We start from the raw sequence: 26,877 nt of genomic DNA, 5'->3' as shown, positions 1-26,877 counted from the left end.
CCGAGAAAAGGGCCTAAAAGGCCCTTTTTTGTTGCCTGCCATGGACTTGTCTCATAGTCAACAGCCTGTCTTTAAAGTGTCACAAGACCGTCATATTGGGGTGTTTTAATCCGTGTCGACCTAAAGGGCCTTGAAGCCCCTCCATAAACTGGTTTTAGGATTTCGGCATGAACAAGTTGCTTAAAGGTGTAGTACTGAGCTGCGCTGTTATGGGTTCCGGCTCTGTGCTGGCTGACACTGTGATCAACGGTGCTGGTGCAACCTTCCCCTATCCCGTTTACGCCAAATGGGCCGAGCAATACAACAAGGAAACCGGTGTCAAATTGAACTACCAGGCCATCGGCTCTGGTGGTGGTATCAAGCAAATCATCGCCAACACCGTGGATTTCGGCGCCTCCGACGCCCCCCTGGACAAAGCCCAACTGGATAAAGAAGGCCTGGTGCAATTCCCGGCCGTGATGGGCTCCATTGTCGCCGTCATCAACGTCCCCGGCATCAAGCCCGGCGAGCTGAAACTGTCCGGCACCGTGCTGGCCGATATCTACCTGGGCAAAGTCAAATACTGGGACGACGCCGCCATCGCCGGCCTCAACCCTGGTGTCAAGCTGCCCCACAGCCCCATTTACGCCGTGCACCGCTCTGACGGTTCCGGTACCACCTACAACTTCACCGACTACCTGGCCCGCGTCTCCAGCGACTGGCAAGGCCAAGTGGGTGTTGGCAAAGAAGTGGCCTGGCCCAAAGACGCCCACCAGCTGGGTGGCAAGGGCAACGCCGGCGTTGCCAACTTCGTCAAGCGCACCAAGGGTGCTATCGGCTACGTTGAATTCGCCTACGCCAAGTCCAGCAACCTGACTTACACCCAGATGCAGAACAAGTCCGGTGCCTTCGTTGCGCCTACCATGGCTGCCTTCCAGGCTGCTGCTGCCAACGCCGACTGGGCCAATGCTCCTGGCTTCAAGCTGATGCTCAACGACCAGCCCGGTGCCACTTCCTGGCCCATGACTGCCGCCACCTTCATCCTGATGCACAAGGACCAGGCCAACGTCGACACCGCCAAAGAAGTGCTGAAGTTCTTCGAGTGGGGCTATGCCAAAGGTGACAACCTGGCCGCAGAGCTCGAGTACGTACCCATGCCGGACAACGTTGTGAAGATGGTGGAAACCATGTGGCACAGCGACATCAAGTCCAGCCAAGGTCAGGCCATTTATCAGTAAGTTACTGGCCATTAAACAGCCCCTGCCCAGCGCAGGGGCTGAGTCGTTTGTGGAAATGATGCGTTTTGACTATGAAAGCACTCATGCTTAGGGCTCTTCCCTGGGACGGGGACAACCTGTTCCGCCGGGCTTGCCTGGCCAGCGCCGGGCTGATCTCGGTGCTGATGTTTGCCATTCTGGTGTCCCTGGTGACCGGCGCCTGGCCGGCCCTGGAACAGTTCGGCCTGGGTTTCTTCGTCAGTGACGAGTGGAACCCCATCACCGAGCAATACGGGGCGGCCAATGCCCTCTATGGCACCCTGGTGTCTTCCCTTATCGCCGTACTGCTGGCCTTGCCGGTGGGGGTAGGGGTGGCTATCTTCCTGTCCGAACTCTGCCCCAAGTGGCTGTCCAAGCCCTTGTCCATCGCCATCGAGCTGCTGGCCGCCGTACCCAGCATCATCTACGGCATGTGGGGCCTGTTCGTTTTCGCCCCCTGGTTTGCCGACGGCTTCCAACTCTGGGCCGGTGAGAACCTGGCGGACCTGCCGGTGATTGGCAGCCTGTTCAGCGGCCCGCCCATGGGCGTGGGCCTGCTCACCTCCGGCATCATCCTGGCCTTTATGATCCTGCCGATCCTCACTTCTCTTATTAAAGAAGCCCTGAGTACAGTGCCCAATGTGCTGCGCGAAGCCACTTACGGCATAGGGGCCACCCAGTTCGAAGTGATCGCCAAGGTGCTGCTGCCGGCCATCAAAGGTCCCATCTTCGGCGCCCTGATCCTGGCCCTGGGCCGCGCCCTGGGCGAAACCATGGCCATCACCTTCGTAATAGGCGGTGCCCAAAGCATGGAAATGAGCCTGTTCATGCCGGCCACCTCCATCTCCGCCACCATAGCCGAGCAGTTCAACGAAGCCACCGGTGAACTCCATGTGGCGTCCCTGATTGGCCTTGGCCTGGTGCTCTTTATGATCACCTTCGTGGTGATGGGCACGGCACGGGTACTGCTGCGGAGGAAAGCCCAATGATCGCGACCCGTAAGGTCAAAAACCTGGTGTTCAAGGGCCTGTGCCTGGGCGCCACCCTGCTGGGGCTGGGCATACTGGTATTGATCCTGTTCACCCTGCTGCAAAAGGGCCTGGCCGGCCTGCATTGGAGCCTCTTTACCGAGAGCACCCCGGGGCCGGATGGTGAGGGTGGCCTGGCCAACGCCATAGTCGGCAGCCTGATGATGACCGGCCTTGGCATCCTGATGGCCGCCCCTGTCGGCGTATTGGCCGGCACCTGGCTGGCCGAGTACGGTCAGGATTCCAAGACCGCCGACAGCATCCGTTTCCTCAACGGCATGCTGATGAGCGCCCCTTCCATCCTTATCGGTCTGTTCGTCTACCAGATGATGGTGGTGTCCATGGGCCACTTCTCCGGTTGGGCAGGCGCCGTGGCCCTGGCCATCATCGCCTTGCCGGTGATCATTTCCACCACCGAAGAGATGCTCAAGCTGGTGCCCCGCAACCTGCGTGAAGCCGGCGCCGGCCTGGGCACGCCTCGCTGGAAGGTGACCGTCAAGCTCAGCTACAAGGCGGTGGGTACCGGTATCATCACCGGTATTCTGCTGTCGGTGGCACGCATCAGCGGCGAAACGGCGCCGCTGCTGTTCACCGCCCTCAACTCCAGCTTTATGACTACCAATCCCAATGAGCCCATGGCCAACCTGCCGGTAACCATCTACCAGTTCGCCATGAGCCCTTCTGAATCCTGGAACCAACTGGCCTGGTCCGGCGCCTTGCTGATCACCATGGCCATACTGTTCCTCAATGTCTTGTCCCGGGTACTGCCCCAGCTGAAAAAACGGAGATCCTGATGAGCCAGGTCGCCATGATCCAAGATTACCAAGCCTCTCCCCTGGTACACCGCATGGATGTGCGGGGGCTCAACTTCTTTTATGGCAAGGACAAGCAGGCCCTGTTCGACGTGACATTGCCGGTTTACCTGAACCGGGTCACCGCCATGATAGGGCCGTCCGGCTGCGGTAAGTCCACCCTGCTGCGCTGCCTCAACCGCATCTATGAGCTCTATCCCGGCCAGCGCGCCGAGGGTGAAGTGCTGCTGGACGGCAACTGCGTGCTGACCAACAAGGTGGACTTGAACGACCTGCGGGCCAAGGTGGGCATGGTCTTCCAAAAGCCCACCCCTTTCCCCATGAGCATCTACGACAACATCGCCTTTGGCATCAAGCTCTACGAGAAGCTCAACAAAAAGGCCATGGACCAGCGGGTGCAAGAGGCCCTGGAGCAGGCCCAGCTGTGGAACGAGGTCAAAGACAAGCTGCACAGCGACGCGGCCGGCCTGTCCGGCGGCCAGCAGCAGCGCCTCTGTATCGCCCGCACCATAGCCCTCAAGCCGGAAGTGATCCTGATGGACGAGCCCACTTCGGCCCTGGACCCCATCGCTACCCAGGGTATCGAGGAGCTGATCATGGAGCTGCGCCAGCACTACACCATCGTCATCGTTACCCACAACATGCAGCAGGCCCAGCGGATCTCCGACTACACCGCCTTCATGTACCTGGGGGAACTGGTGGAGTTCGGGGAAACCGAGCAGGTGTTCAACCAGCCGGTTCACCAGCGCACCAAGGATTATGTGAAGGGAACATTCGGTTAACCCGAAGGGCCGCGTAAGCGGCCCTTTTTATTAGCACTTTACGGCAGAGCGGATTCCGGTAACATTTCACTAACCAAAAGCCCGTCCGGAACGGCCGTGCCGCGCCTTGCAAAACGTTTGCCTTGCTTGGATAATCGCGCGCCATTCCCCTTCGCTGAGTGGCTCGCCATGCTCGAAAAACTGTTCAAACTGTCTGAACTGGGCACCAATCCCAGGCAGGAAGTGATCGCCGGTATCACCACCTTCCTGACCATGGCCTACATCATCTTTGTTAACCCTTCCGTGCTGGCCAAGACCGGCATGGACCACGGTGCCATCTTTGTGGCCACCTGTCTGGCGGCGGCCTTTGGCTGCTTCGTCATGGGTTTTCTGGCCAACTACCCCATCGCCCTGGCGCCCGGCATGGGCCTCAACGCCTTCTTTACCTATACAGTGGTCCTGCACGACGGCTACAGCTGGGAAGCGGCCCTGGGCGCCGTGTTCTTCAGCGGCTGTATCTTCGTGCTGCTGTCGTTGTTCAAAATTCGTGAGTGGATCATCAACTCCATTCCCGGCGCCCTGAAAGTGGGCATTGCCGCCGGTATCGGCATCTTCCTGGCCCTTATCGGCCTGACCAACGCCGGTGTGGTGGTGGACAACCCCGACACCTTGGTGAGCATGGGCAACCTGGGTAACCCGGCGGTGCTGTTGGCTATCCTCGGCTTTTTCCTGATCGTGGCCCTGGAAGCGTGCCGGGTGAAAGGGGGCGTGATGATCGCCATCCTGCTGATCACCGCGCTGGGTGTGGTCGCCGGCCTGACCGAGTACAAAGGCATTGTTTCGGCGCCGCCATCCCTGCTCCCGACCTTTGCCAAGATGGACTTGGCCGGTGCCTTCAGCATCAGCATGCTGTCGGTGATTTTTGCCTTCCTGTTCGTGGACCTGTTCGACACCTCCGGCACCCTGCTGGCGGTGGCCCAGAAGGCCGACCTGCTGGACAAGAAGGGCAACCTGCCGCGCCTGTCCAAGGCCCTGCTGGCTGACTCCACCGCCACCATAGTGGGCGCCACCCTGGGTACCTCCACCACCACCTCCTATGTGGAAAGCACCGCCGGTGTCGCCGCCGGTGGCCGCAGCGGCCTGACCGCCGTTACCGTCGGCGTGCTGTTCTTGGCAGCCTTGTTCTTTTCGCCCCTGGCGGGCATGGTGCAAGGCTATGCCACCGCCGGCGCCCTGGTGTACGTCGCGGTGCTGATGCTCACCAGCCTGCGCCATCTGGCCTGGGACGACATCACCGAAACGGTGCCGGCAGCCGTGGTGCTGATCATGATGCCTTTGACCTATTCCATCGCGACCGGTATCGCCTGCGGCTTTATCAGCTACGCCCTGGTCAAGGCCCTGGCCGGCCGTTTCAAGGAAATCAGCCCCGCCGTCTGGGTACTGGCGGTGCTTTTTGTACTGAAATTTGCGTTTGCAGGATGATGCTATGACGAAGAAATACTTGGTCACCTGGGAAGCCTTTCACCAAGCCGCCCGCGAACTGGCGGCCCGCCAACTGCCTGCAGAGCAGTGGAAGGGCATAGTGGCGGTTACCCGTGGCGGCATGGCGCCGGCCTTGGTACTGGCCCGCGAGCTGGGGATCCACAGCCTGGACACTGTGTGCATCTCTTCCTACGACCATGACCACCAGCGTGGCCTGAACATCATCAAGCCCGCCAGCGATCTGGTTGGGGACGGCGAAGGCTGGCTGATCGTCGACGACCTGGTGGACAGCGGCGCCACCGCCAAGGCCCTGCGGGAGATGTATCCCAAGGCCAAGCTGGTGGCGGTATTCGCCAAGCCCGCCGGCAAGCCGTTGGTGGACGAATACGTTATCGATATCGCCCAGGACACCTGGATAGAGCAGCCCTGGGACATGGGCCCCGCCTTCCAGCCGCCCCTGTCCGGGCGCGACTGATAAAAAACCGGCCAAAGGGCCGGTTTTTTCATGCCTTACCAGTGATGTATGGGCCAGCCCCGCACCTCGGCAATGGCTGCCAGGCGCGGGTCAGGGGTTACCGCATGGGCCTGGTCGGCCAGGCTCAGCAGGGCCAGGTCATTGATGGAGTCGGAATAGGCACTGAGATGCACCGGCTTGGCGCCCAGGTGCGCCGCCAGGCGCCAGGCCTTGCCCTGGCCCAGGTTGGGTATGCCCTGGGGGCGGCCGGTAAAATGCCCCTGGTTCACCTCCAGATCGGTGGCCAGATAGTCATCCAGCCCCAGCAGGCGGCAGATGCCGCCGACGATGGGGGCTATGGTGGCGGAAGAGACAATCACCCTGTCTCCCTGGTCCTGGTGGCGGCGCAGGGCGTCCATGGCCTGGGGGCGCAGGTGGGGCAACACCCTGGCCTTGGCAAAGTCTGCCACCCAGCCGGCCACAGTTGCTTCGGCCTTATTGGCCAGGGGGGAGACGATAAAGTCCAGGTACTGTGCCACCGGCAAGCGCCCCTCGCCGTAGAGGCGGTGCCAATGGGCCAGTTGGCCGTGCAAGTCGTCGATGGGCCACAGGCCTTGTTCATGGGCCCAAAGGCCGAAGCCGTTGGCGCTGTCGGTGTTGATCAGGGTGTGGTCGAGGTCGAACACCGCGACCTTCGGGGCTGCCGTCATGCAACTGCTCCAGGCATGGGGGAGGGGGCATGATAACAAAAAGGCCGGCCCTGGGGCCGGCCTTTACCGTAGGGGCGCGCTTAGCCGAAGGTCTTGGCCAGGCCGTCGATACGGGCGGTGTTCTGGTTGAGCAGCAGGCCGCTCTGTTCCAACTCGTCCATGGCGTGGGAGGTGCTCTCGGCCAGTTCCTTGAGGCGCACTATGTTGTCGTTCACCTCGGTGGCCACGGCGCCCTGTTCCTCGGCGGCGGTGGCGATCTGTGCCGCCAGGTCGTTGATCTCCGCCACCCGTTTGAAGATGTCGTCGAGGATGGTGGTCACTTCCTGGGTGCCGTCCACGCAGCTCTGGGCGTGCTCACGGTTGCGCTCCATCAGATCGCGCCAGGAGTCGAGCATACGGCGCATGCCGGTCAGGCTGTCGCGGATATCACCGGCCGATTGCTGGGTGCGGGATGACAGGGCACGGACTTCGTCGGCCACCACCGCAAAGCCCCGGCCATGTTCGCCGGCGCGGGCCGCTTCGATGGCGGCGTTAAGGGCCAGCAGGTTGGTCTGGTCGGCAATGCCCTCAATCTCGCCCATGATGCTGGTGACCTTTTCGGTCTCCTTTTGCAGGGCCAGGGCGGCACGGGCCGACTCTTCCACGTCGTCCTGTAGCTTGTTGATGCGGTTGGACGAGCTTTTCAGGGCGGTGCGGGCATGGTGGCACTGCTGGTGGGTGTCGCGCACTTCGTCAGAGGTGTTCTGGCTGGAGCGGGCGATCTCCTGGATGGTGGCGGTCAGCTGGTTGATGGCCACCGCCATCTTGTTGGCCTCGTCCTCCTGGGAGCGCACTTCCTGGCGGGTGTGGGTGACGTTGTGCACCAGGTTGTCGGACACCTCGGTCAGGGAATGGGTGGCGTCCTTGGTACGGCCCAGCATGGCGGCGTTGCGGGACCAGTTCATCATGGCGTCAAAGCGCATGCCGGCACCGAAGCCGTTGCCCACGTAAATGGCTTGGGACAGGGGCAGATCGTGGTAGCTGCTGGCCTTTTCGTCCAGCACCCACAAGGGGCGCAGCCAGGCGAAGATGCCAAGGGCCGCCACCAGGCCACCTATGCCGAAGGCCAGGGCGGCGCCCCAGCCCAGGGTCAGCAGGGTGATCAGGCCCAGTAGGGCCACCGGCAGGCCGCCAAAGACAAAGCCGCGCATGTCCACGCGTTTTTTGACCTTGGCACCCTGGTTGAGGTTGTTGTAGGCCGCTTGGGCTTTTTCGATGAGATGGCGGCTGGGGCGGCGGCGTACCGACTGGTAGCCCACGCATTGGTTGCCTTCCATGATGGGGGTGACGTAGGCGTCGACCCAGTAATAGCGGCCGTCCTTGCAGCGGTTTTTCACCACGCCGCGCCAGGGGCGGCCGTCTTTGAGCTTGCCCCACATGTCGGCAAAGGCCAGCGGCGGCATGTCGGGGTGGCGCACCATATTATGGGGCTGGCCCAGCAGTTCGCTCTCATGGAAACCCGACACCCGGATAAAGGTGTCGTTGGCATAAGTGATAATACCGCGAAGATCCGTGGTGGAGACCAGCTCCTCTCCTTCGGTGAAGGTTACTTCCGAATCCACAACAGGAAGATTCTTGCGCATCTGTATTTCTCTTCCCAACAAAGTCCCTGCGCCTGTATCGGCCACAAGGGTCAGGACTTTAAGTTATTGAACGTTTTATGAATGGCTACTCTATCGCCTTTCCCTTTCCAGGTCTGCAACTGGATCAAACATTGGTCGCAGACGAACAGCAATTGATAAAAGATCTCATTTGATAACGAATCTCATTTGTGTATAGTGCCGGGCCATTGTTGAGTCGCCGTTGTGGGTCATGGACATGTACGTAAGAAGAGGTTGCTTGTTGTTGCCGCTGTTGTTGGCGGCTTGTGGTGGGGGCTCGGGCGAGGAAAGCCTGTCCGAGCAGGAGATGGCGGTGGTGCTGGACGAGGACAGCCTGTGGCAGCAAAGGTTGGCCGGTAGCAGTGTCAGCCTGCTCGAAGTCCCCAGCCATGGCACCCTGAGCATCAATGGCGCCATGGATGCCAGTTACCAGCCCCAGGCCAACTACTTCGGGCCAGACCGGGCTCTGCTGGAAACCCGCGACGGCAACATAGTGACCCGCCTGACTTTGGTGTTCACGGTCAATCCGGTGAACGACGCGCCGGTGGTGGAGCCGGTAGCCCTGCTTGAGGCCACGGGGGACTACAGCTACCAAGGCCAGGTATTGGCCAGTGACGTGGACGGCGACCCGCTGACCTTCAGCCTGGTCAGGGCGCCGGATACTGGCACCCTGCTGCTGTCGTCCGACGGACATTTTAGCTACCAGTTGGACGGCCTGGCCCTGCCGGACCAGGACATGGTGGTGGCGGTAAGCGACGGCCAGACCCAGGTGCAGGCCACCGTCGCCTTCAAGGCCAGCTACCAGACCAACGAAGAGAAGGCCGCTTACTACTATCGCTGGCCGGGTAGCTACCTGATACAGGCGGGCCAGGTGGCCGACAGCCTGGTCTCGGACGACCAGCGTGCCCCGGTGCTGCTGGCCCTGGCGGTGGGTTATGCCCAGGCCAACCTGGACACCGAGGTGACCCGGATCCTGGACCAGCAGATCCAGGGGCAAGAGGCCAGGGCCAAGGCCTACTGGCAGGTAGCCCAGACCTACCTGGACATGGGCCTGACCGAAAAGGGCCGCCAGGCCGCCCTGACCAGTGCCAGCCTCTATAACCGTTTCGTGGCGGACAACGGCCTGGATAACCTGGTCACGGGGGACGCCGACTTCTTTCGTAATATCAGCCGCCGCCTGAGCCAGGAGGGCCTGTTCCAGGACGCTGCCCAGGTCCAGCAGATAGTGCAGCTCTATTTCGACGCCCTGGTCAGCCAAGGCTACAGCACCACCCTGGGTAAGCTGCTCACCTCAAAGCACAACGACGCCATGGCCATGGTGCTGGAGGCGCTCAAGGACCCCAGTCTCCATGACACCGCTGTTGCCAGCGCCGACGAGTTGGCGCAGATGGCCCTGGCCATGCCGGCCGACAAGCGGGGCTCTTACGGCGTTTCCCTGACCTACCTGAGTTACGCCATCAAGGACATGCTGCTGCTGGGCGCCGAGGACAAGGGCAAGGATTACCTGGCCGACATGGTCTCCTATTTCCAGGCCGCCGATTATGACCAGGTCCATGTCCGCGCCGTGAGAGCCGGCAGCGAACTTAACTGGGCCAATTACAGCCTGGGGCTGGCCAGGGCGGCCGGCTTCTTTGCCTACCTTTACCCGGGCCAGGACAATGTGCCCTTGTTAGCCCTTCAGGCCGTGGCGGACAAGCGGGTGGGTGACGCCGAGGAAGCCATCGTCAGCTACCAGGCCAGGCGCCTGGCGCTGAGTGGGGACGCCGCTGGCGCCGCCGCCCTGCTGGCCGGCACCGACAATGCCCTGTGGGAGAGGGTGCGGGATCTGGCTTATCCCCTGGACAACGCCAAAGACGGCCTGGCCCAGTGGCTCTGGGCCCTGGGGGACGAAGAGGGTGCCATGACGGTGGTGGACGCCAAGCTGGCGTTGATCTTTTCCGACCAATACCTAGAGACCTACGCCTCCCCGGCCTATGTGATGAACGGCTACGGCAACAGGGGGCTCATCCGTTTCCTGATGGACATAGGCCAGCAGCAAAAGGCCCTGGACGTTGCCCAGCGCTCCCAAGCCTTTGTCACCGAGCATTACAGCCAGGTCACCACTCTGACCCTTATCGGCTATTACCGGGACCTGGCCAACCTCTGGCACCTGGCCGGGGGCCACAGCCAGGCGGCCGCCCTTATCAAGGAACAATTAGTGCCGCAGCTTGCCCGGCTCGACTCGCCCCTGGAGCAGGCCAACCAGCGCCTGGACGCCGCCAGGCTGCTGGCCAATGCCGGGGATTTTGACGCCGCCCTGGAGCAACTGGCCCTGGGTGCCGGTTACTGGCTGGCCGACGACAGCCAGGCCGATGTTGGTGAAGAGGCCCTGGCGGCCCTGCTGGCCAACACATCGGGCCTGCTCACCTTTAACGCTGCCAACCCCAGCAAAGCCTTTGCCGACAACCGCGAAGTAGACGGCGCCGATACCGGCAACTACCTGCTGATGGGGGCCATCAAGCGCTCGGCCGCCAGCAACGGCGGCTACGGCCTGCACTACAGCGCCGCCTACCAGCTGCTGGCCGAGCTGCTAGCGCGTATCGACCAGCAGGCCCAGCTATTGCCTGACGTCAGCCAGCAGGCCCTTAACCCCGAACTCAGCCGGCAATTGGCGGCCCTGGGGCAATGGCAGCAAGCCCTGGTGGTGGCCAAGCGGCCGGTCAACCTGGCGGTGAGCAGCCAGAGCATGCTGGCCATCGCCGCCATGGAAAGGGCCCTGACCGACGACTTTACCGGTACCGCCGTGGCCACGGTCGACACCGACCATGACGGCCAGCCCAACTTCTTTGCCATCGACGCCAGCAGCGAAGCCATTGCCGCCTCTGGCCTGGTAGCCGACCAGGACGCCGACAACGACGGTATCCCCGACCAAGACGATCTCAGTCCGCTGGGGAACCAATAATGCTGTCATTGTTGTTGCTGGCCCTGGCGGCCGGCCCCCAGCAAGGTGCCGAAGAAGAAGCCTGCCCTGATAAAGCCGCCAAGGCCCAGTCCGCCAAGTGCCGCCCCGCCGACGAGCATGTGGAGGTCACCGGCCGCTACATAGGCCCCGAGTCCATCGAAGCCATAGGCCGTTACACCCTGTCCCGTGACTTTCTGGATAGCAGTGCCCTGGGCAACGGCAATATCACCGACCAGTTGGCCATTTTGCCTGGGGTGCAGCTGTCCGAGAACAGCCTGGACGTGAGCAACCTGGCCGAGCTGAAACCGGCGCTGCTCACCATCTCCGGGGGCCAGCCCTGGCAGACCGGCTTTTTCCTCGACGGCCTCAACTTCAACTCGCGCCTGGACCCGGCCGCCACCGGCGTGGCGGCGGCCAATATCAACCAGGTGCAGGGCCACCCCCAGGGGCTCTTTATCAACCAGGCCATCGTCGATTCGGTCACGGTGTTCGACAACAACATCCCGGCCGAATACGGCAACTTCTCCGGCGGGGTGGTGGACGCCAAGACCCGTGACCCAAGGCAGAGCCCTGCCTTCAGTTTCCAATACCGGGGCACCCGCAGCGACTGGGGCCAGTACCGGGTGTTTGAACAAGAACAGCTTCAAGAAGACGATCTGGGCCTGGACGACGGCAGCGACAACGAACTGCGGGCGCCGGTGTTCGAGAAGGACCAGCTCAATATGAGCGCCAGCCGCCAGATGGGGGACCACAGCCTGCTGTTTTCGGCCAGTGCCACCCGTTCCCGTATCTCCGAGCTGTCTTTCAACCAGCCCAAGGTGGCCAAGCGCCGCAGCAGCAACTTCCTGCTCAAATACGGCTACCAGGGCTGGCTTGACGAGCTGAACCTGACCGCTGTCTACGCTCCCTATCGCTCCGAGCAGTTCGTCAAAGACACCAAAGACAGCGACTTTACCCTGGACGGCGGTGGCGGCAGCCTGAGCCTGGAGGCGGCCCAGGCCCTGGGCCCCTGGTATTGGCGGGGCAAGGCCTCTGGCCATTACAGTCAAAGCAGCAGGGAGGCGCCTCAGGCCTACCTGCCCTGGCTGCGGGCGCCGGGCAAGGCCTGGGGCCTTAACAGCGGCGACATTCCCCTGTCCAAGGAAGGGGGCTTTGGCAGCCTGGAAAACCGCCAACTGGGCTTTCGCTTAGACCAAAGCCTGGCCCGCAGCTTCAGCGCCCTGGGGGCCGACCACCAGTTCAAACTGGGTTACCAGTTGGAACACCAAGCCCTGGAGCGGGACCGCCACCAGCCGGCCTACACCTACAACAGCCCGGTAAGGGACGCCGATATCATCTGTAACGGCCAGACCCTGGACTGCGTGGAGCAGGCCTACCACAGGCCCCTGGTGGAATTGGAGGCAGAGCTGGGCGAACCTTTGGACCTTCTTAACCCCGAGCATTTTGCCCTCTACAGCGCCAACGTTGCCATGCGTGGCCAGTACTTCCAGATGCGCCGCCTCTACCCAGAAGAGCATATCCAGGTGCAGTTGCTGACCCAAGGCCTGTACCTGCAGGACGACATGGCCTGGCAACGCTTCGGCCTCAATTTGGGGCTTCGCCTCGACCATGACGACGTCCTGAAAAACCTCAACCTGGCGCCGCGCCTGCAACTGAGTTACGACCTGCTGGGGGACGGCGACACCCTGCTGCTGGCCGGCCTCAACCGCTACTACGACGCCAATTTGCTGACCTACAAGATCCGCGAAGCCCAGGTGCCCTACGTGGTGCAGTACAGACCCATAGTCGACGGCGCCGTGCAAAGCTGGATGACCTCCGGCGGCGCCAGCCGTTTTCGCTACCGCTACCAGGATCTGGACACCCCCTACAGCGACGAGCTGGTGCTGGGCCTCAAGCAGGCCCTGTGGGGCGGGGTGCTGTCCCTTAAAGGGGTGTGGCGTAAAGGCAAGGACCAGATAGCCCAGGGTGAGTCAGAGCTGCTCAACGGCTACACCTATGTCCAGCAGATCAACCAGGGTGAGAACGAGCACCAGAGGGTCAGCCTGTCATGGACCGGCACCCTGGGCCGCCACAGCCTGTGGATCAACGGCAGTTACACCGAGAACACCCTGAGCACCGACTCTTACGACGGTACCGTCGACAACACCCCGGAGGACGAGATCGTCTTCTTGCAATCGGGGCAGGACTACCAGTTGGTATCCCTTGGGGACCTCAACCGTTACGCCACCGATTTCAGCCGCCCGGTGACCGTCAACGCCGGCCTGGTATCCCAGTGGACCCGCAGTCTGACCACCTCCCTTAGCGCCGGCTGGCGGGGCAGCTACGACACAGTGGTGGACACCGGCCAGGAAAGGGCCAGCGACCGCCTGTTGCAGGTCTGCCCCGAATGCCAGGTAAGCAATATCTACTATCCGGTGTACCGCAAGGTCCGACTCAAGGGCCGGGTGCTGCTGGACGGCGCCATTCGCTGGCAGATGCCCCTGGTAGGGCAGCACAGCCTGGAGTGCAAGCTGGAGATCAACAACCTCCTTAACAGCCGCACCAACCTGGTGGCCGACGGCGTCTCCGGTATCGAGACCGGCCGCCAGTTCTGGCTGGGCCTGGGGTATAGCTTCCCATGAGGTGGTGTATCGGTTGGCTGCTGTGGTTGCCGGGCCTGGCCCAGGCGCTGCCCCTGGTTTGGCAATGTTCTTTGGGGGGCCACTGCGTGCCGGAAGACGGCCTGGTCCTTGGCAGCCGTTACCAGCAAAGCCCGGCCAGCTGGCCGCTGCGGGCCGGTGGGCAAGAGCTGGCGGCGCTGCCGGCCAAACCGGCCTTTGGCGCCGTCGCGGCCCTGGGCCAAGCGCTGTTCTTTGACCCGCGCCTGTCGGCGGACGGCAGCCTGAGCTGTGCCAGTTGCCACCAGCCCGAGGCTGCCTTTGCCGACGCCAGGCGGGTATCGGTGGGGGTCGGCGGCGCCCTGGGTCAGCGCAATGCCCCTTCGGTGCTGCACGGAGATCTCTGGCCGGCCCTGTTCTGGGACGGTAGGGCCAAGGATCTGGCCAGCCAGGCCAAAGATCCCCTGACCAACCCCATAGAGATGGCCAGCAGCCCGGAGCAGGCGGTCAGCCTGGTGGCGGGGGACCCGGCCTACCGGTTTTTATGGCAGCAGGCCTATGGCGACCAGGCCCCGGCCTGGCCGGGCCTGGCAGGCGCTCTTGCCGCCTACCAGGGTGGGCTTGCGGGGCCCTGGTCGGCCTATGAACTCTTTATGCAAGGGGTGGCCCTTAACAGCGAATGGCTGACCAGCAACAGCCTTACCGACCAGGAACTGCAGGGGCTGCACCTTTTTCGCACCAAGGCCGGTTGTATCCGCTGCCACGGCGGCCCCTTGCTCAGCGACGGCGACTTCCATGTCACCGGCCTTAGCTTTTACCAGCGGCCCTTTGAAGATCAGGGCCGTTACCTGGTGACGGGGAAAGGGGCGGACATGGGCGCTTTTCGCACCGCCAGCCTTCGCCACCTTAAGCACAGCGGGCCCTGGATGCACAACGGCCTCTTTACCGACCTGCGCGGCATAATCCGTTTTTACAGCCATGGGGGGGCCAGGCCCAAGCCCAGGCGGGAACAGCGGTTGGACCCGCTGCTCCCGGTGACCAGCAGCGAGCTGGTGCCCTTTAGGCTCAGCCGTCAGGAAGAAGAGGCGTTGCTGGCCTTTTTGCAGGCGCTTTAACGGTCGTTGAGTTCGTCCCAGCGCCAGTACTTGGCGGCTCCTATGGTGGCTTGCAGGGCGATGCCGGACTCGGTGAGCTGGTAGGTGGTTACGTCCAGGTCCACCGACTGGTTGGCGGCCAGCTCGCCGCCGCTGTCGTTGGCCTTGGCGGTGGCTTCGGCCTGGGCGCCGGCATCCCAGCCCTGGTCGCGAAAGCGCTCAAAGTCCTGCTGGTGCTTGAAGATAACCACTTCCTGGTAGTCCTTGACCCCCAGGCCAAAGCCGATGCCGCCACCGCCCATGCGCATATAGGTATGGCGGCCGCCCTGGTCGGTCAGCACCCCGTAACCACCGGAGGTGGACAGCAGGATGACGTTCTGGTTGGCCAGATCAAAGACACCGTAGCCGTAGGCGCTGGCGATTTGACTGCGGGCCTTGGGGTGTTTGGCGTAAAGGCGGGCCAGGGTTTGCTGTTCCATGGTCAGTACCGCCTGGCGCTTTTGCGCCGGGGTGTCGCCGGTGCTGGTGCAGGCAGCCAGCAGCAAGGCCAGGCTCAGGCCGGCCAGGGTTTTGGCAGGTGACATGAGGTATTCTCCGCTATGGGCCTGTCCTCCACTATAGGCGGGCCGCCTGAACCCTGGGCAAAGGGCAGGGCCGCCAGGGGCTTAAGCCCGGGCCCTGTTCAGCCGGCGGCCAGGCAATAAAAAAGCGCCCCTAGGGGCGCTTTTTTTTCAGGGGATACCTTAGAACACCAGGTGCGCCACGCCAGCTATCACCGGCAGGGTGACCAGGGTGCGCAGGATGAAGATCACGAACAGCTCGATGAAGTTGACCGGAATGCGGCTGCCCAGCAGCAGGGCGCCCACTTCCGACAGGTAAATCAGCTGGGTGACCGACATGGCCGCCACCACGAAGCGGGTCATGTCGTTTTCCACGCCGGTGATCAGCACAGAGGGGATAAACATGTCGGCAAAGCCCACCATCACCGTCTTGGAGGCGGCCACGGCTTCGGGTATGCCCAGCAGTTCCAAGTAGGGCACAAAGGGTTTGCCCAGCCAGCCGAAGATGGGGGTGTGCTCGGCAATCAGCAGCGCCACAGTGCCCACCGCCATCACCACCGGCAGTACCCCCAGCAGCATGTCGATGGCGTTTTTCACGCCGTCGGCCAGGGGTTTTTTCAGGGTGTCGATGCTGTTGGCGCGGTGCAGGGCCCGTTCCAGACCGAAGCTCAGTACCCCGTGGTGGCTGGGAATGCTCTCTTCTTCGCCGGTGCGCTGGCGGCCGTCGATAAAGTGGTCTTTCTTCCAGCGCAGGGGCGGCAGCCGGGGAACGATAATGGCGGCCACAATGCCGGCCAGGCAGATGGCACCGTAGAAGGGCAGGAAGTAGCTTTCCAGTTTGACCTGGGCCAGCACCACCAGGGAGAAGGTGATGGACACCGCCGAGAAGGTGGTACCTATGATGGCCGCTTCGCGCTGGGTGTAAAAGCCCCCTTCGAACTGCTTGCCGGTCAACAAAATGCCCACCGAGCCGTCTCCCAGCCAGGAGGCAAAGCAGTCCACGGCGCTGCGCCCGGGCAGCTTGAACACCGGGCGCATCACCTTGGTCATCAGGGTGCCCACGAATTCCAGCAGGCCAAAATCCAGCAGCAGCGGCAGCAACAGGCCGGCAAAGATAAAGACCGAGAGCAGGGTCGGCAGCAGGTCGGAAAACACCAGGCCGCCGGTGTTTTCGTCCAGCAGGGCGGCCGGGCCCTTTTGTGAATAAATCAGCACGGCAAAGGCGGCGCCAAGCACCCGGATCAGCACCCAGATCCAGTTGGGGCAGAACAGGCCTTTGAGGAAGGGGCTGGCCATGACCTTGGCCGGGCGCAGCAGGCTACAGGCCAGGGTCAGCAGGGCCGACAGGCTGATGATGCCGGTCAGCAGCTCGGGCATGATGTCCAGCAACAGCGCCTTGAAGCTCTTGGCCACCACGGCGATGGCGATGGTGATGTCCCCTTGGTAGCTCAGCGGTGTCATGAAAAGGCTGATGCCGATCAGGGAAGGGATCAGGAACATCAAATAGTTACGAAGCCGAGAGCGCTGCGGGCTGTTTTGGGCGTCGGTCATGGCGTTATCCATGGAGAGCGTACTTCCTTCCGGGCCCCACTGGCGGGGGCTTACAAAAGGCGGAAGTGAAACACGCCAGGGCCCGCCGGTAAAGAGCAGGGCGCAGGGACTGGGCCGGGGATCGCAAATTTCAGCCCCAAAGGGCGGCAAAGCGTGCAAGCAGGCATTGCTGGCTTTCGGCAACGTGCATGGTTATGCAATCAAGAGGACAGACCGCCTGGCACTGGGGAGCCGGGTAATGGCCCAGGCATTCGGTGCAGCGGTTCGGGTCTATTTGGTAGATGTCCGGCCCAAGGCTGATGGCGCCGTTGGGGCATTCTGGCTCGCACATCTCGCAGTTGATGCACTGCTGGGTGATCGCCAGGCTCATGGTCCCAGCCGCACCAGCAGCCCCATATGGCCGTCGCAGCCCTCGGGTGCCGTTATCTGTACCTGGTGGCCGTCGCCTGGGGCCACTTGGACGGGCTGGCCCCTGTGGTCCCACAGCCCGTCCAGTACCAGGTGGTGGTTGCCCAAGGGGGTAACCAGCAGCAGCTTGTCTCCCAGGGCGAAGCGGTTTTTGACGGCGATCTGCAATAGGCCGGCCTGCTGGCCTGTCACTTCTCCCACAAACTGGTGGGGCGACTGGGGCGCCCCTTGCTGGTAGTTCTGCATGGCGTCCCCGTGGCGGTTCAAAAAGCCCTCGGTGTAGCCCCGGTTGGCCAGGTGCTCGAGGTCGTCAAGGTATTGGTTGTCAAAGGCTTTGCCGGCCAGGGCGTCGTCGATGGCGCGCCGGTAAGTCTGGGCGGTGCGGGCCACGTAGTAATGGCTCTTGGTGCGCCCCTCAATCTTCAGTGAATGCACCCCCATGGCGGTCAGGGCGGCCACGTGCTGTACGGCGCGCAGATCCTTGGAGTTGAAGATGTAGCTGCCGTGCTCGTCTTCTTCGGCGGCCATCAGCTCCCCGGGCCGGCTTTTTTCTTCCAGCAGCATCAGCTTGGGGTCGGCCAGGGCCACCGCCTGGCCGCAGCCGTCGGTGCTGGCCTCTGTGCCCTGGTATTGCCAGCGGCAGGCGTTGGTGCAGGCGCCCTGGTTGGGGTCGCGCCTGTTGATGTAACCGGACAGCAGGCAGCGGCCGGAAAAGGCCATGCACAGGGCGCCGTGCACGAACACTTCCAGTTCGGTGCCGGGGCAGCGCTCGCGGATGGTGGCAATTTCCGCCAGGGACAGCTCCCTTGAGAGGATCACCCGCTCTATGCCCTGGCTGGCCCAGAACTGCACGCTGGCGTAGTTGATGGCGTTGGCCTGCACCGACAAATGGATAGGCATGGCCGGGAAGGCCTGGCGCACCAGCATGATAAGGCCGGGGTCGGACATGATCAGCGCGTCCGGCCCCATGGCCACCAGGGGCGCCATGTCCCGCACAAAGGTGTCCACCTTGCTGTTATGGGGCTGGATGTTGGCCACCAGGTAGAACTTCTTGCCCAGGGCATGGGCCCGGTCGATACCGGTCTGGAGGTTATGAACGTTGAAGCTGTTGTTGCGAACCCTCAAAGAGTAGCGGGGCAGGCCGGCATAGACGGCGTCGGCGCCGTAGGCAAAGGCATAGTCAAGGTGCTTGAGGCTGCCGGCAGGGCAAAGTAATTCAGGGGCTTGCATCAATTTCCACGGTACAACTGGTTAAAGAGAGCGCAGCATACCGCCGCTTTTGAAAGGTGCATTTGATCTGCCTTAAGGTATAGTGAAGGGGCATATAACGATGAATGGCTTGGATACCATGGCCAACGAAAATGACTTGCTTGCATCCCTGATCACCAAGATCAAAAACGACTCCCTGATCCTGCCGACCCTGCCGGAGATAGCCCTGCAGGTGCGTGACGCCACAGAGCGCGAAGACGTCTCCATGGACGCCCTGGCGGACATCCTGGCCCAGGATCCGGCCCTGGCCGCCCGCATGACCCGGGTGGCCAACTCCGCTCATTTCCGCCGCGCCGCCGCTGTGGACTCCATCCAAGGAGCCCTCAGCCGCATTGGCATGCGCCAGATCCGCTCCCTGGTCACCGCTGCCGCCATGCAGCAGCTCTTTATCTGCAGCCACCCCATTATCGAGGACGTGATGATGGGCGAGTGGGAAGAGAGCGTGTCGGTGTCCTGTGCCTCGGCGCTGCTGCTGCAAAGCTACCTGGCCAAGGGTGGCAGCAACCCCCGTGACCTGACCGTGGACGGCACCCAACTGGCTGGCCTTATCCACAACATCGGGGTCTTGCCGATCTTGGCCGAAGCCGAGCGCATGCCGGATGCGGTGACCAGCCCCTACCTGCTCAAGAAGGTGCTGGCGCGCCTGTCCCAGCCTTTGGGGCTGAACATACTGCGCTCCTGGGACTTCGGTGAAGACCAGCTCAAGGTGGTCAAACACTGGAAGGACCCGGACTACGACGCCGGCGTGCCGGACTACGCCACCTTTGTGCGCCTGGGCGCCCTGGGCTGTGGCCTGTTGCAGCGCCACGGCCTGGACACCGACCAGTTGGCCCAAACGGCGGTGGCCCAGGGGCTCATCCCGTCGGAAGACTATTTCGACGACCCCGCCTTTACCGAGCCCTTCAACGAGCTCAAAGAGGCCTTCGACCTCTGACAGCAACGCGGCCAAGGCCGCGTTTTTTATTGGCTGTTAGACGGCATTCAGGGCGCGGCGCTAAGGTGGAAGGGTGCCAAGGAGGTGTCATGAGCAAACGCATTCGCTTGATCGTCAACGGAAAAGCAGCGGGCAACGGCCAGCTGAGAACCCTTATCGCCCAGGCCAGGGACAAGGGCCACCAGATCTCGGTACGGGTCACCTTCGAAGAGGGTGACGCCCAGCGTTTTGCCGCCGAAGCCCTGGGCCAGGGGCTGGACAGCCTGGTGGCGGTGGGGGGCGACGGCACCCTTAACGAAGTGCTGGCCGGCATGCTCAGCAAGGGCCCGCCCCAGGAAGCCATGGGCCTGTTGCCCATGGGCACCGCCAACGATTTTGCCCAGGGGGTGGGCATAGGGCCGGACAACCTGGCCAAGGCCCTGGCCCTGGTCCTTAACAAAACCCCCAGGCCCATAGACGTGGGTCTGGTCAACAGCCGGCCCTTTCTGAACATGGTCACCGGCGGCTTCGGCTCGGAGGTCACGGTCAACACCAACCCCGAGCTCAAGCAATGGCTGGGCAAGTTTTCCTATTTCCTGACCGGCCTTGGCAAGCTGTTCGAGTTCCAACCCATAGCGGCCCGGCTCAACCGGGGCGACCAGGCCTGGGAAGGGCGCTTGATGGCCCTGGCGGTGGGCAACGGCTGGCAGGCCGGGGGCGGTATCCGCCTCTGCCCCGACGCCCGCCTGGACGACGGCCTCTTGGATATCACCCTGCTGCCGGAAAACCGGCAACTGGGGCTGCTGGACATGCTGGACGCCCTGGCCCAGGACGGCCTGCGCGGCCACGAGTCCTGGGTGGAGCGGCGCCAGGCCGAGCAGTTTGTGCTGGAGGCCGAGGCGCCGCTGCACATCAACCTGGACGGCGAACCCATGACGGACACCCGCTTTGTCTTCGAGGTGTTGCCCAAGGCCCTGCGTTTTCACCTGCCCTGACCCAAAAAACAACGCCGGGCTGAGCCCGGCGTTGTCGTTCGTTGCAGCCTTATTCGGCCAGGCTCAGCCTGTCCACGTCCAGCTCGGTGCTGTTCCACTCCTGGTCTACCTCACCGCGCAGTTCAACCTTCTGCTCAGGACCTATCTCCCGGCCTTGCCAGAGGTCCTTGTCGATCTCTACCACCAGGGTACCGGTGTCGTCGCGGAATTCGTATTTGTCGTCCCCCAGGGCCTTGACCAGGAAACCGGTAAGCTTGATGGCCGTGTCGTCCCGCAGCCCCTTGGCCTCTTCCACCGTGCTCATCTTGACGCTGTCTGGGCCGGTAAAGCCGCCCTGGGCGGCGCTGCTGTTGGCGGTGGCAGTAAAGGCGGCGCTGGCCAGGGTCAGGGCGATCAGGGTCTTGGTCATGGTGTTGTCCTCTTTGGCTTAGTGCGTGGGTTCCATGCTAGGGCGAGGACATGAAGTTCACCTTAAGTGGGAAAATGGACCCCGGCCCAGAGGCCGGGTTGGCCGTCGTCAAAACTGAGCCGGGCGCCGTGGATCTCGGCCACCTGCTGGCAGATGGCCAGGCCCAGGCCCAGGCCGTCGCTTTTGCTGTCCAGGCGGGTGAAAGGCTCGGCCATGCGGGCCCTTTGCTCGGCGGCAAGGCCGGGGCCGTCGTCCCTTACCCACAGCTCACCCTGTTGCCAGCCCAGTTGCACCCGGGTGCCGCCCGGGCAGTGGCGCAAGGCGTTGCTGAGCAGGTTTTCGGCCAGTACCAGCAACAGGGTGGCGTCCCCCCTAACCTGGCCCTGGTCCAACTGCCAGGTCAGCGCCATGTCCCTGGCGGCAAAACGGGGTTGGTAGCGTTCGGCCAGCTGCGCCAGGGCCGGGCCCAGGGCCAGGCTGTTGAAGCGTTGCTGCCAGTGGCCCTGTTCCAGGCGGGCCAGGGTCAGCAGCTGTTCCACCACCCGGGCCAGGCGCTCCGTTTCCTGGCGCAAGGCCTTCAGATCCGGGTCCGGGCCGGCCAGTTCCAGCTTGAGGGTGGTCAGGGGGGTGCGCAGCTCGTGGGCCACGTCGCTGGCAAAGCGCCGTTCCCGGCTCAATACCTGGTCTACCCCGGCCATCAGCCGGTTAAGGCTGGCGGTAAGGCTGGCTATTTCCCTGGCCGGGCTGCGCACCTTGAGGGGGGACAGATCGTCCGGCTGGCGCTGTTCCAGTTCCCGTACCAGCCGGGTCAGGGGCCTTAGGGTCAGCCACATCAGGGCGGCCAACAGCAACAGGCTGATGGCACTGCTGACCAGGGTTGGGGTGGTGATCTCCTCGGCGATGTCGGCCTGGATGTCACGGGTCAGGTCGTCCCGGCGCAGCAGCTGTACCACCAAGTCCCCCTGGCGGCGCTGGTAGCCGTGCCAGTGGTGGCCGTCAAACTCCCGCTGCAAGGAGCCGCTGTCGCTGCGTTCCAATGGCAGCCGGTGTTTGAGGTTGCTCAGCAAGGTGCCGTCATCGAGGCGATAGAGGCTGACCCAGAGGGTGTCTTCGCCATCCTCTTCCAGGTATTTGCCCAGCAACGCTTCCAGGCGCTGCGGGTCCACCTGGGCACTGTTGACCAGGGCAGCCAGCAGTTTGGCTTGGTGCTTGAGGTCGTCGGCCAGCACGTCCTGGAATTCGTCGTCGGCGGCGATATAGGTGGCCAGGACACCGGTCAGGCTGGCGGCCAGCAGGCTCAGGCCCAGCAGCCAGGCCAGGGTACGGAGGCGAAAGCTCACAGGGCCACCAGCCGGTAGCCAAAGCCGCGCACCGTTTCGATACGGGGCTTGCCCACCGCCTTGCGAAGGGCGTGAATGTGCACTTCCAGGGTGTTGGACTCGGCCTCGTTACCCAGGCCGTAAAGCTGTTGCAGCAGCCGTTCCCTGGCCACCGGCTTGTCACCGGCCTGGATCAGCACGGCCAGCAGTTGCTGCTCTTTGCGGGGCAGTACCAGGCGCTGGCCGTTCAGGAAGAAGTCCTGGCTGTCGGGGGCGTAGTGCAGGGCGCCGGCTTCCAGTACCGGCTTGGCCTTGCCGGCCTGGCGGCGCAGCAGCACCCGGATCCGTGCCAGCAGTTCGTCCGGTTCGAAGGGTTTGACCAGGTAGTCGTCGGCGCCGGTATCCAGGCCCTGGACCCTGTCGTCCAGGGCGTCCCGGGCCGAGAGGATCAGCACCGGCAGGTCCAGGCCGGCGCCGCGCAGCGACTTGAGCCAAGCCACCCCGTCACCGTCCGGCAAACCCAGGTCCAGCAACAGCAGGTCATACTGGGCGGCCTGCTGGTGGCGCCTGGCCGAGGCCAGATCACGCACCCAGTCCACCCGGTACTGGCTAGCCAGCAGTTTCAACAGGGCCGTGCCCAGGGCCAGATCATCTTCCACCAGCAACAGGTACATAAAGCGCTCCTCCACAGGACAGCCCAGTATCGCCGCCCCAGCTGAAGCTTACCTTAAGTCCCTTGGTGACAAGAGCCTAATCAAGCACTTAGCTCAATCCAGCCGCTTGGGCGGCAGGTAAATGGTGAACTGGTTTAACGGCTCTATCAGCACCGAATAGGGGGCCTGCTGCTCGGCCGGGGTCACCAGCCCCAGGCGGCTGAGCAGGCCGAAGTCGGCCTGGTGCAAACGGGCCGGGCTGACCGCCAGTTCCTTGTGCCAGACCCGGTAGGTGCCCAGCTTGCCGTCCCGCCTGTGGTAGAAACCGGCCAGGGGGTGGGTCAGGTAGACCAGGGCCGACTCGGTGTCGGCAAAGCCGGGAAAGTCCAGGGGGTCGCTGCCGTCCTGGCTGAGGCTGACCTGGGCCGGGGCCCATTGGGCCTGGGTCTGCATCCGGTAGTGCCGGTAGCGGCCTTCGGCGTCCTGCTCGCAGTCAAAGCGCACCCGGCCGCTGTACCAGGGTAGTTGCCACAGGTAACGGGGAACCAGCAGGGTCCAGGAGTCCAGGGTGGTGCCCAGGAACCAGACACAGCGCTCCTGGGTCTGGGTGTCGATGATGTAGATGCGGTAGTTGGTCTGCCCCATGGTGAACCGGGGAAAGGGGTAAACGGCAGAGGTGAAGTCCAGGTCGATAAAGGGTACCACCGACACCAAGCCCATCTCCTGGCCGTCTACCTGGATGCTGTCCAGTTGGAAACGGTCGGGGAAAAGGCCTTTGAAGCGTTCTGCCGGCACCGCATAGGTGATGATGGCAAAGTGCTTGAGGCCACAGAGTACGTCTATGCCCTTGGGCTGGGGGCGTTCGGTCAGCGCCTGGTCAAACCGCAGGGAGAGGCTCATGCCTTGTCCTCGCCGGCATTGGCTTTACTATACAGGGCCATCAGGGCCAGGAAGATCCCGCCCCCCGTCACCAGGGTAAAGCCGGGGGCTACGGCCGCCTGGCTGGCGGCGATACTGACTTTGTAGCGGTACATGGTTCCCTCTTATACCGGTTTGGTGTCTGCGTCTGTCCAGGTGCCCGGCCTTTACAGCAGGCTTTGCACCCGCTCTTGTACGTCCAGGGGCTGGCCTTGGCGGCCGAAGTGGGCGTCTAGGTCATAGGCCATTTCTTCCAGGGGCGAGGCCCGGTAGCCGTATTGGCTCAGCTCCCACAGGTAGCGCTGGATAAAGCCTGCCAGCCCCAACTGCTGCCATTGCACCACGTGCACCAACTCGTGGAAGTGGGTGCGCAGGGAACCCATGGCCTCGGGGGTGATGTAGTAGGTGTCCTGGTAGGTAATGGCCGCCGCCGGCATGTCGATAAAGTCGCCCAAGCCGGCGTCCCTCAAGGCCGGGAAGTCCGGCTTGGGCAGGTGCTCTGTCACCACGTAGTAGGCCTGGTCCAGGAAGGCGGGCGGGTAAAAGCCGGCAAAGGCCTTGGCAAAGCGGCTACAGGGCTGGCGCCGGTGCAGGTTGGCCAGGTTGGTGTCGGTTATCCATTGGCTGATAAGGGGGATCATGGGCCTTCCTTGGTTATTGGCCTTTGTACACCAGCAGCTCCCCTTTGCCCACCGGCACCTGGGCCTTGCTGAGGTGTGCTTGGCGGTCCACCCAGGCGCTGAAGTCGGCCATTTCCTCCTGGTGGGAAACGGCGTTGTCGCAGATCAGCAAGCCCCCGGCCCTTAAATGGCTGAAAAAGCGTTCGGCCAGGGGCAGGTAGGTGCTGCGGTCGGCGTCGAGGAAGATAAGGTCCAGCTCGCCGGGCACGGCGTCAAGCTGCTGGGCCAGGTCCCCTTCCAGCAGGGTGATGCGGCCGCTTAGCCCGGCCTTGGCAAAATGGCTGCGGGCCTCGGCCGCCTTGCTGGCCTGGCGCTCTATGGTGTAGAGGTGGCCCCCAGGGGGCAGGGCCTTGGCCAGCCACAGGGCCGAATAACCGTTGGAGGTGCCCACTTCCAGCAGGGTGCGGGCGCCAGTGGCCTTGACCATCAGCGCCAGGAACTCCCCGGTGTCCCGGGTGATATTGAGGTAACGCCTGGCCCTGTCGGTCTCGACGGCGTCGTTTTCCCGGCCCTTGTGTTCCAGCTCGGTCAGCAGTTGCCATAAATCCATTTACTTGTCCTTGGTGATGCCTTGGTTTGGCTCAGGCAACTGGCCCAGCAGCATGTCCTTGTACATCACCCAGTCGCCCCAGAGGCTGTAAAGGGGGTAGCTGAAAGTGGCGGGCTTGTTCTTTTCAAAGAAGAAATGCCCCACCCAGGCAAAGCCGTAACCGGCCAGGGGCATCAGGGCCAGGTACCACCAGTGGCCGCTGACCAGGGCCACCAGGGCGATCACCAGCACCAGGGTAGAGCCGGCAAAATGCAGGCGCCGGCAGGTCTGGTTGCTGTGCTGCTCCAGGTAGAAGGGGTAAAACGCGGCAAAACTACGGTATCGCTGCTGCATCAGGGTTGTCCTTTTTATTGTCCCTTGGCCTGATGTTAATCCCCCTGGGGCCAACTGGCGACACTTTAAACAACGCCTTTGGGCGGCCAGCCAGGGGCCCAGTCCCCATGGGCCTTGCGGGCATCTTGCCGGTGCTAATTAATCGAATACTTTTTCACCGGGCCAGTGTACTATGCGCCACCCTCAGCTTTAGGCGCTGTTCCCGATGTCCCGCACCGCCCTTTATACCGACCTGTCCGGCTACTACGACCTGATGTGTGCCGACATCAACTACCAGGCCCAAAGCCAGAGCCTGCAACGGCTGCATCAGATTTTCGGCAACCGGGGCACCCGCCATTTAGACTTGGCCTGCGGCACCGGCCCCCATGTGCGCCACTTCCTGGACGCCGGCTTTGACAGCAGCGGCCTGGACATCAACCAGCCGATGCTGGACCTGGCCGCCAAGCGCTGCCCCGAAGCCCGCTTTACCCTGCAAAACATGTGTGACTTCGAGGTGGACGCGCCCCTGGACCTCATCACCTGCTTTTTGTACTCCCTCCACTACTGCGACGGCCTGGCCAACCTCAAGGCCTGCATAGGGCGGGTACACCAGGCCCTGGGCAGCGGCGGGGTCTTTTCCTTTAACGCCGTCGACCGGCTGAAAATCGACAACAGCTCCTCGGTCAGCCACAGCGCCAGCCAGGACGACGCCCTGTTCTGGTTCCGCTCCGGCTGGCACTACGGCGGGGAAGGGGAGCGCCAATCCCTGCGCCTGCATATAGAGCGCCACCACCAAGGGGATATCGAATTCTGGCAAGACGAACACCCCATGGTGGCGGTGACCTTCGCCGAACTTGAGGCCCTGCTGGACCCACTGTTTGAGGTGCATATCTTTGAACACGACTACGACAAGATACTGCCCTGGGACCAGGCGTCCGGTAACGCCATCTTCGTGTGTGTGAAGCGCTAAGCGCCCCAAAAGCAAAAGGCCCGAAAGGGCCTTTTGCTTGTTAAGGGTAGGGCAGGGCAGTTAACTCTTTGTACTAGGTTAAGAAAGAGAATACTTTGAATGCCATGCCGCCTGAATGGGTCGGGATAAGGAAGAGTTTGTATGGTTCAGTACTTTTTATAATTTTCATACCTATTCCACACACTCGAATTGCACCTCCGATTTAGGGAAGTTTCCCATAACAAAGGGTGGCTGTGCCTCTATTACCTTAAGCACTTCCAATGCCTTCTGCTTTGATTGGCAGTACGCTGCTGCTTCCTTCAAAGCATCGGCCTTTAACGTACCCATGCCCGTGAACCCCGTTGCAGCTTGCCTGGAGACCATATATTTATCATTACCCATGGGAATGACACCGGAATTCTGAGCACATCCGAACATGGAAAGTGAGGATATCAACAACAGAAGCTGTTTCATTGTACATCTCCTCTTGAAGTAACTGTTCCAGTTTCTTGAACGCCGGGATTCGCTCCGGCAGGCGGAGAAAAAAGAAAAAGGACACCCATCCCATCATGGCGAAGTTGCCTTGCGAAAACTAGCCTTGAAAGACCCCTCTCTTGATAAAGGCTCCGGCCATGAC

Annotated in this window: 27 protein-coding genes; 12 read left to right on the top strand and 15 right to left on the bottom strand. The window is 62.6% G+C overall.

Going from position 1 to position 26,877, the window contains the following annotated elements:
* The first annotated feature begins 167 nt into the window (after positions 1 to 167).
* The 6 genes from pstS (at position 168) to gpt (ending at position 5,793) form a co-directional block, all read left to right on the top strand.
* On the top strand, positions 168 to 1,217 hold the full coding sequence (pstS, locus tag B3C1_RS14815; RefSeq protein ID WP_008485815.1) for a phosphate ABC transporter substrate-binding protein PstS: 1,050 nt from the start codon (positions 168 to 170) through the stop codon (positions 1,215 to 1,217).
* 71 nt (positions 1,218 to 1,288) lie between these two features.
* Positions 1,289 to 2,224 carry a phosphate ABC transporter permease subunit PstC gene (gene pstC / locus B3C1_RS14810; protein ID WP_051012933.1) on the top strand — a complete coding sequence of 312 codons (936 nt, stop codon included), beginning with the start codon at positions 1,289 to 1,291 and terminating at the stop codon, positions 2,222 to 2,224.
* Positions 2,221 to 3,057, top strand: a complete 837-nt coding sequence (pstA, locus tag B3C1_RS14805; protein ID WP_008485813.1) for a phosphate ABC transporter permease PstA — start codon at positions 2,221 to 2,223, stop codon at positions 3,055 to 3,057. The genes pstC and pstA overlap by 4 nt, the downstream gene beginning before the upstream one ends.
* Positions 3,058 to 3,071: 14 nt before the next feature.
* The gene (gene pstB / locus B3C1_RS14800; protein WP_336391126.1) at positions 3,072 to 3,857 is read left to right on the top strand and encodes a phosphate ABC transporter ATP-binding protein PstB; all 786 of its coding nucleotides are present in this window, start codon (positions 3,072 to 3,074) and stop codon (positions 3,855 to 3,857) included.
* 168 nt (positions 3,858 to 4,025) lie between these two features.
* Positions 4,026 to 5,318 (top strand): NCS2 family permease, encoded by a 1,293-nt coding sequence (locus B3C1_RS14795; protein WP_008485811.1) that lies wholly within the window; start codon positions 4,026 to 4,028, stop codon positions 5,316 to 5,318.
* Positions 5,319 to 5,322: 4 nt separating this feature from the next.
* Complete coding sequence (gene gpt, locus B3C1_RS14790) at positions 5,323 to 5,793, top strand: xanthine phosphoribosyltransferase (protein ID WP_008485810.1); 471 nt, start codon at positions 5,323 to 5,325, stop codon at positions 5,791 to 5,793.
* Positions 5,794 to 5,828: 35 nt separating this feature from the next.
* On the opposite strand, the gene B3C1_RS14785 is transcribed toward gpt, so the two are convergent.
* A complete protein-coding gene (locus tag B3C1_RS14785; RefSeq protein ID WP_008485809.1) occupies positions 5,829 to 6,482 on the bottom strand; it encodes an HAD family hydrolase in 654 nt (217 codons plus the stop codon).
* A gap of 80 nt (positions 6,483 to 6,562) precedes the next feature.
* Positions 6,563 to 8,104: a methyl-accepting chemotaxis protein gene (locus B3C1_RS14780; protein ID WP_008485808.1), complete on the bottom strand. Its 1,542-nt coding sequence runs from the start codon at positions 8,102 to 8,104 to the stop codon at positions 6,563 to 6,565.
* 235 nt (positions 8,105 to 8,339) lie between these two features.
* Between B3C1_RS14780 and B3C1_RS14775 the strand changes: the two genes are divergently transcribed.
* From B3C1_RS14775 to B3C1_RS14765, 3 genes are read left to right on the top strand one after another with little or no spacing between them, the layout of a single operon-like run.
* Complete coding sequence (locus B3C1_RS14775) at positions 8,340 to 11,063, top strand: Ig-like domain-containing protein (protein ID WP_192813389.1); 2,724 nt, start codon at positions 8,340 to 8,342, stop codon at positions 11,061 to 11,063.
* Positions 11,063 to 13,684: a TonB-dependent receptor plug domain-containing protein gene (locus B3C1_RS14770; protein WP_008485806.1), complete on the top strand. Its 2,622-nt coding sequence runs from the start codon at positions 11,063 to 11,065 to the stop codon at positions 13,682 to 13,684. Before B3C1_RS14775 ends, B3C1_RS14770 begins: the two co-directional genes overlap by 1 nt.
* Complete coding sequence (locus B3C1_RS14765) at positions 13,681 to 14,775, top strand: cytochrome-c peroxidase (RefSeq protein WP_008485805.1); 1,095 nt, start codon at positions 13,681 to 13,683, stop codon at positions 14,773 to 14,775. Before B3C1_RS14770 ends, B3C1_RS14765 begins: the two co-directional genes overlap by 4 nt.
* On the opposite strand, the gene B3C1_RS14760 is transcribed toward B3C1_RS14765, so the two are convergent.
* The 4 genes from B3C1_RS14760 to trhP form a co-directional block, all read right to left on the bottom strand.
* Positions 14,772 to 15,338, bottom strand: coding sequence for a lipid-binding SYLF domain-containing protein (locus B3C1_RS14760; RefSeq protein WP_008485802.1), 567 nt, complete (start codon positions 15,336 to 15,338; stop codon positions 14,772 to 14,774). The two genes, B3C1_RS14765 and B3C1_RS14760, sit on opposite strands and share 4 nt — an antisense overlap.
* Before the next feature lie 159 nt (positions 15,339 to 15,497).
* Complete coding sequence (locus tag B3C1_RS14755) at positions 15,498 to 16,877, bottom strand: YjiH family protein (protein WP_008485801.1); 1,380 nt, start codon at positions 16,875 to 16,877, stop codon at positions 15,498 to 15,500.
* A 118-nt stretch (positions 16,878 to 16,995) separates the two neighbouring features.
* On the bottom strand, positions 16,996 to 17,235 hold the full coding sequence (locus tag B3C1_RS14750) for a YfhL family 4Fe-4S dicluster ferredoxin (protein WP_008485800.1): 240 nt from the start codon (positions 17,233 to 17,235) through the stop codon (positions 16,996 to 16,998).
* The gene (trhP, locus tag B3C1_RS14745; RefSeq protein ID WP_008485799.1) at positions 17,232 to 18,503 is read right to left on the bottom strand and encodes a prephenate-dependent tRNA uridine(34) hydroxylase TrhP; all 1,272 of its coding nucleotides are present in this window, start codon (positions 18,501 to 18,503) and stop codon (positions 17,232 to 17,234) included. The genes B3C1_RS14750 and trhP overlap by 4 nt, the downstream gene beginning before the upstream one ends.
* A 118-nt stretch (positions 18,504 to 18,621) precedes the next feature.
* Between trhP and B3C1_RS14740 the strand changes: the two genes are divergently transcribed.
* Together B3C1_RS14740 and yegS are read left to right on the top strand one after the other, a co-directional pair.
* Positions 18,622 to 19,476, top strand: a complete 855-nt coding sequence (locus tag B3C1_RS14740) for an HDOD domain-containing protein (protein ID WP_192813388.1) — start codon at positions 18,622 to 18,624, stop codon at positions 19,474 to 19,476.
* Positions 19,477 to 19,565: 89 nt separating this feature from the next.
* Positions 19,566 to 20,450, top strand: a complete 885-nt coding sequence (gene yegS, locus B3C1_RS14735) for a lipid kinase YegS (RefSeq protein ID WP_008485795.1) — start codon at positions 19,566 to 19,568, stop codon at positions 20,448 to 20,450.
* Positions 20,451 to 20,499: 49 nt separating this feature from the next.
* Here yegS and B3C1_RS14730 read toward each other — a convergent pair whose 3' ends face one another.
* The 8 genes from B3C1_RS14730 to B3C1_RS14700 form a co-directional block, all read right to left on the bottom strand.
* Complete coding sequence (locus B3C1_RS14730; RefSeq protein WP_008485794.1) at positions 20,500 to 20,859, bottom strand: YgiW/YdeI family stress tolerance OB fold protein; 360 nt, start codon at positions 20,857 to 20,859, stop codon at positions 20,500 to 20,502.
* Between the two features lie 62 nt (positions 20,860 to 20,921).
* Positions 20,922 to 22,199 (bottom strand): ATP-binding protein, encoded by a 1,278-nt coding sequence (locus B3C1_RS14725; RefSeq protein ID WP_008485793.1) that lies wholly within the window; start codon positions 22,197 to 22,199, stop codon positions 20,922 to 20,924.
* Entirely contained in the window at positions 22,196 to 22,852 is a 657-nt protein-coding gene (locus B3C1_RS14720) for a response regulator (protein ID WP_008485792.1), read from the bottom strand. Before B3C1_RS14720 ends, B3C1_RS14725 begins: the two co-directional genes overlap by 4 nt.
* A 93-nt stretch (positions 22,853 to 22,945) precedes the next feature.
* Entirely contained in the window at positions 22,946 to 23,731 is a 786-nt protein-coding gene (locus tag B3C1_RS14715) for a DUF2071 domain-containing protein (protein WP_008485791.1), read from the bottom strand.
* A complete protein-coding gene (locus B3C1_RS20275; RefSeq protein ID WP_156804568.1) occupies positions 23,728 to 23,865 on the bottom strand; it encodes a hypothetical protein in 138 nt (45 codons plus the stop codon). Before B3C1_RS20275 ends, B3C1_RS14715 begins: the two co-directional genes overlap by 4 nt.
* Before the next feature lie 51 nt (positions 23,866 to 23,916).
* The gene (locus B3C1_RS14710) at positions 23,917 to 24,390 is read right to left on the bottom strand and encodes a hypothetical protein (protein ID WP_008485790.1); all 474 of its coding nucleotides are present in this window, start codon (positions 24,388 to 24,390) and stop codon (positions 23,917 to 23,919) included.
* Between the two features lie 13 nt (positions 24,391 to 24,403).
* Positions 24,404 to 24,979, bottom strand: a complete 576-nt coding sequence (locus B3C1_RS14705; RefSeq protein ID WP_008485789.1) for an O-methyltransferase — start codon at positions 24,977 to 24,979, stop codon at positions 24,404 to 24,406.
* On the bottom strand, positions 24,980 to 25,312 hold the full coding sequence (locus B3C1_RS14700; RefSeq protein ID WP_008485787.1) for an Mpo1-like protein: 333 nt from the start codon (positions 25,310 to 25,312) through the stop codon (positions 24,980 to 24,982).
* A gap of 205 nt (positions 25,313 to 25,517) precedes the next feature.
* Here B3C1_RS14700 and B3C1_RS14695 point away from each other — a divergent pair, with 205 nt between their 5' ends.
* Positions 25,518 to 26,261 carry a class I SAM-dependent DNA methyltransferase gene (locus B3C1_RS14695; RefSeq protein WP_008485785.1) on the top strand — a complete coding sequence of 248 codons (744 nt, stop codon included), beginning with the start codon at positions 25,518 to 25,520 and terminating at the stop codon, positions 26,259 to 26,261.
* A gap of 171 nt (positions 26,262 to 26,432) precedes the next feature.
* Here the strand turns inward: B3C1_RS14695 and B3C1_RS14690 are convergent, their stop codons facing one another.
* Positions 26,433 to 26,714, bottom strand: a complete 282-nt coding sequence (locus tag B3C1_RS14690) for a hypothetical protein (RefSeq protein ID WP_008485784.1) — start codon at positions 26,712 to 26,714, stop codon at positions 26,433 to 26,435.
* Between the last annotated feature and the right edge of the window lie 163 nt (positions 26,715 to 26,877).

It is taken from the genome of Gallaecimonas xiamenensis 3-C-1 (genome assembly GCF_000299915.1).
GTDB classification, from domain to species: Bacteria; Pseudomonadota; Gammaproteobacteria; order Enterobacterales; family Gallaecimonadaceae; genus Gallaecimonas; species Gallaecimonas xiamenensis.
The sequence above is the reverse complement of the archived record's forward strand: the minus strand, read 5'-3'. Positions and strand labels throughout refer to the sequence as shown.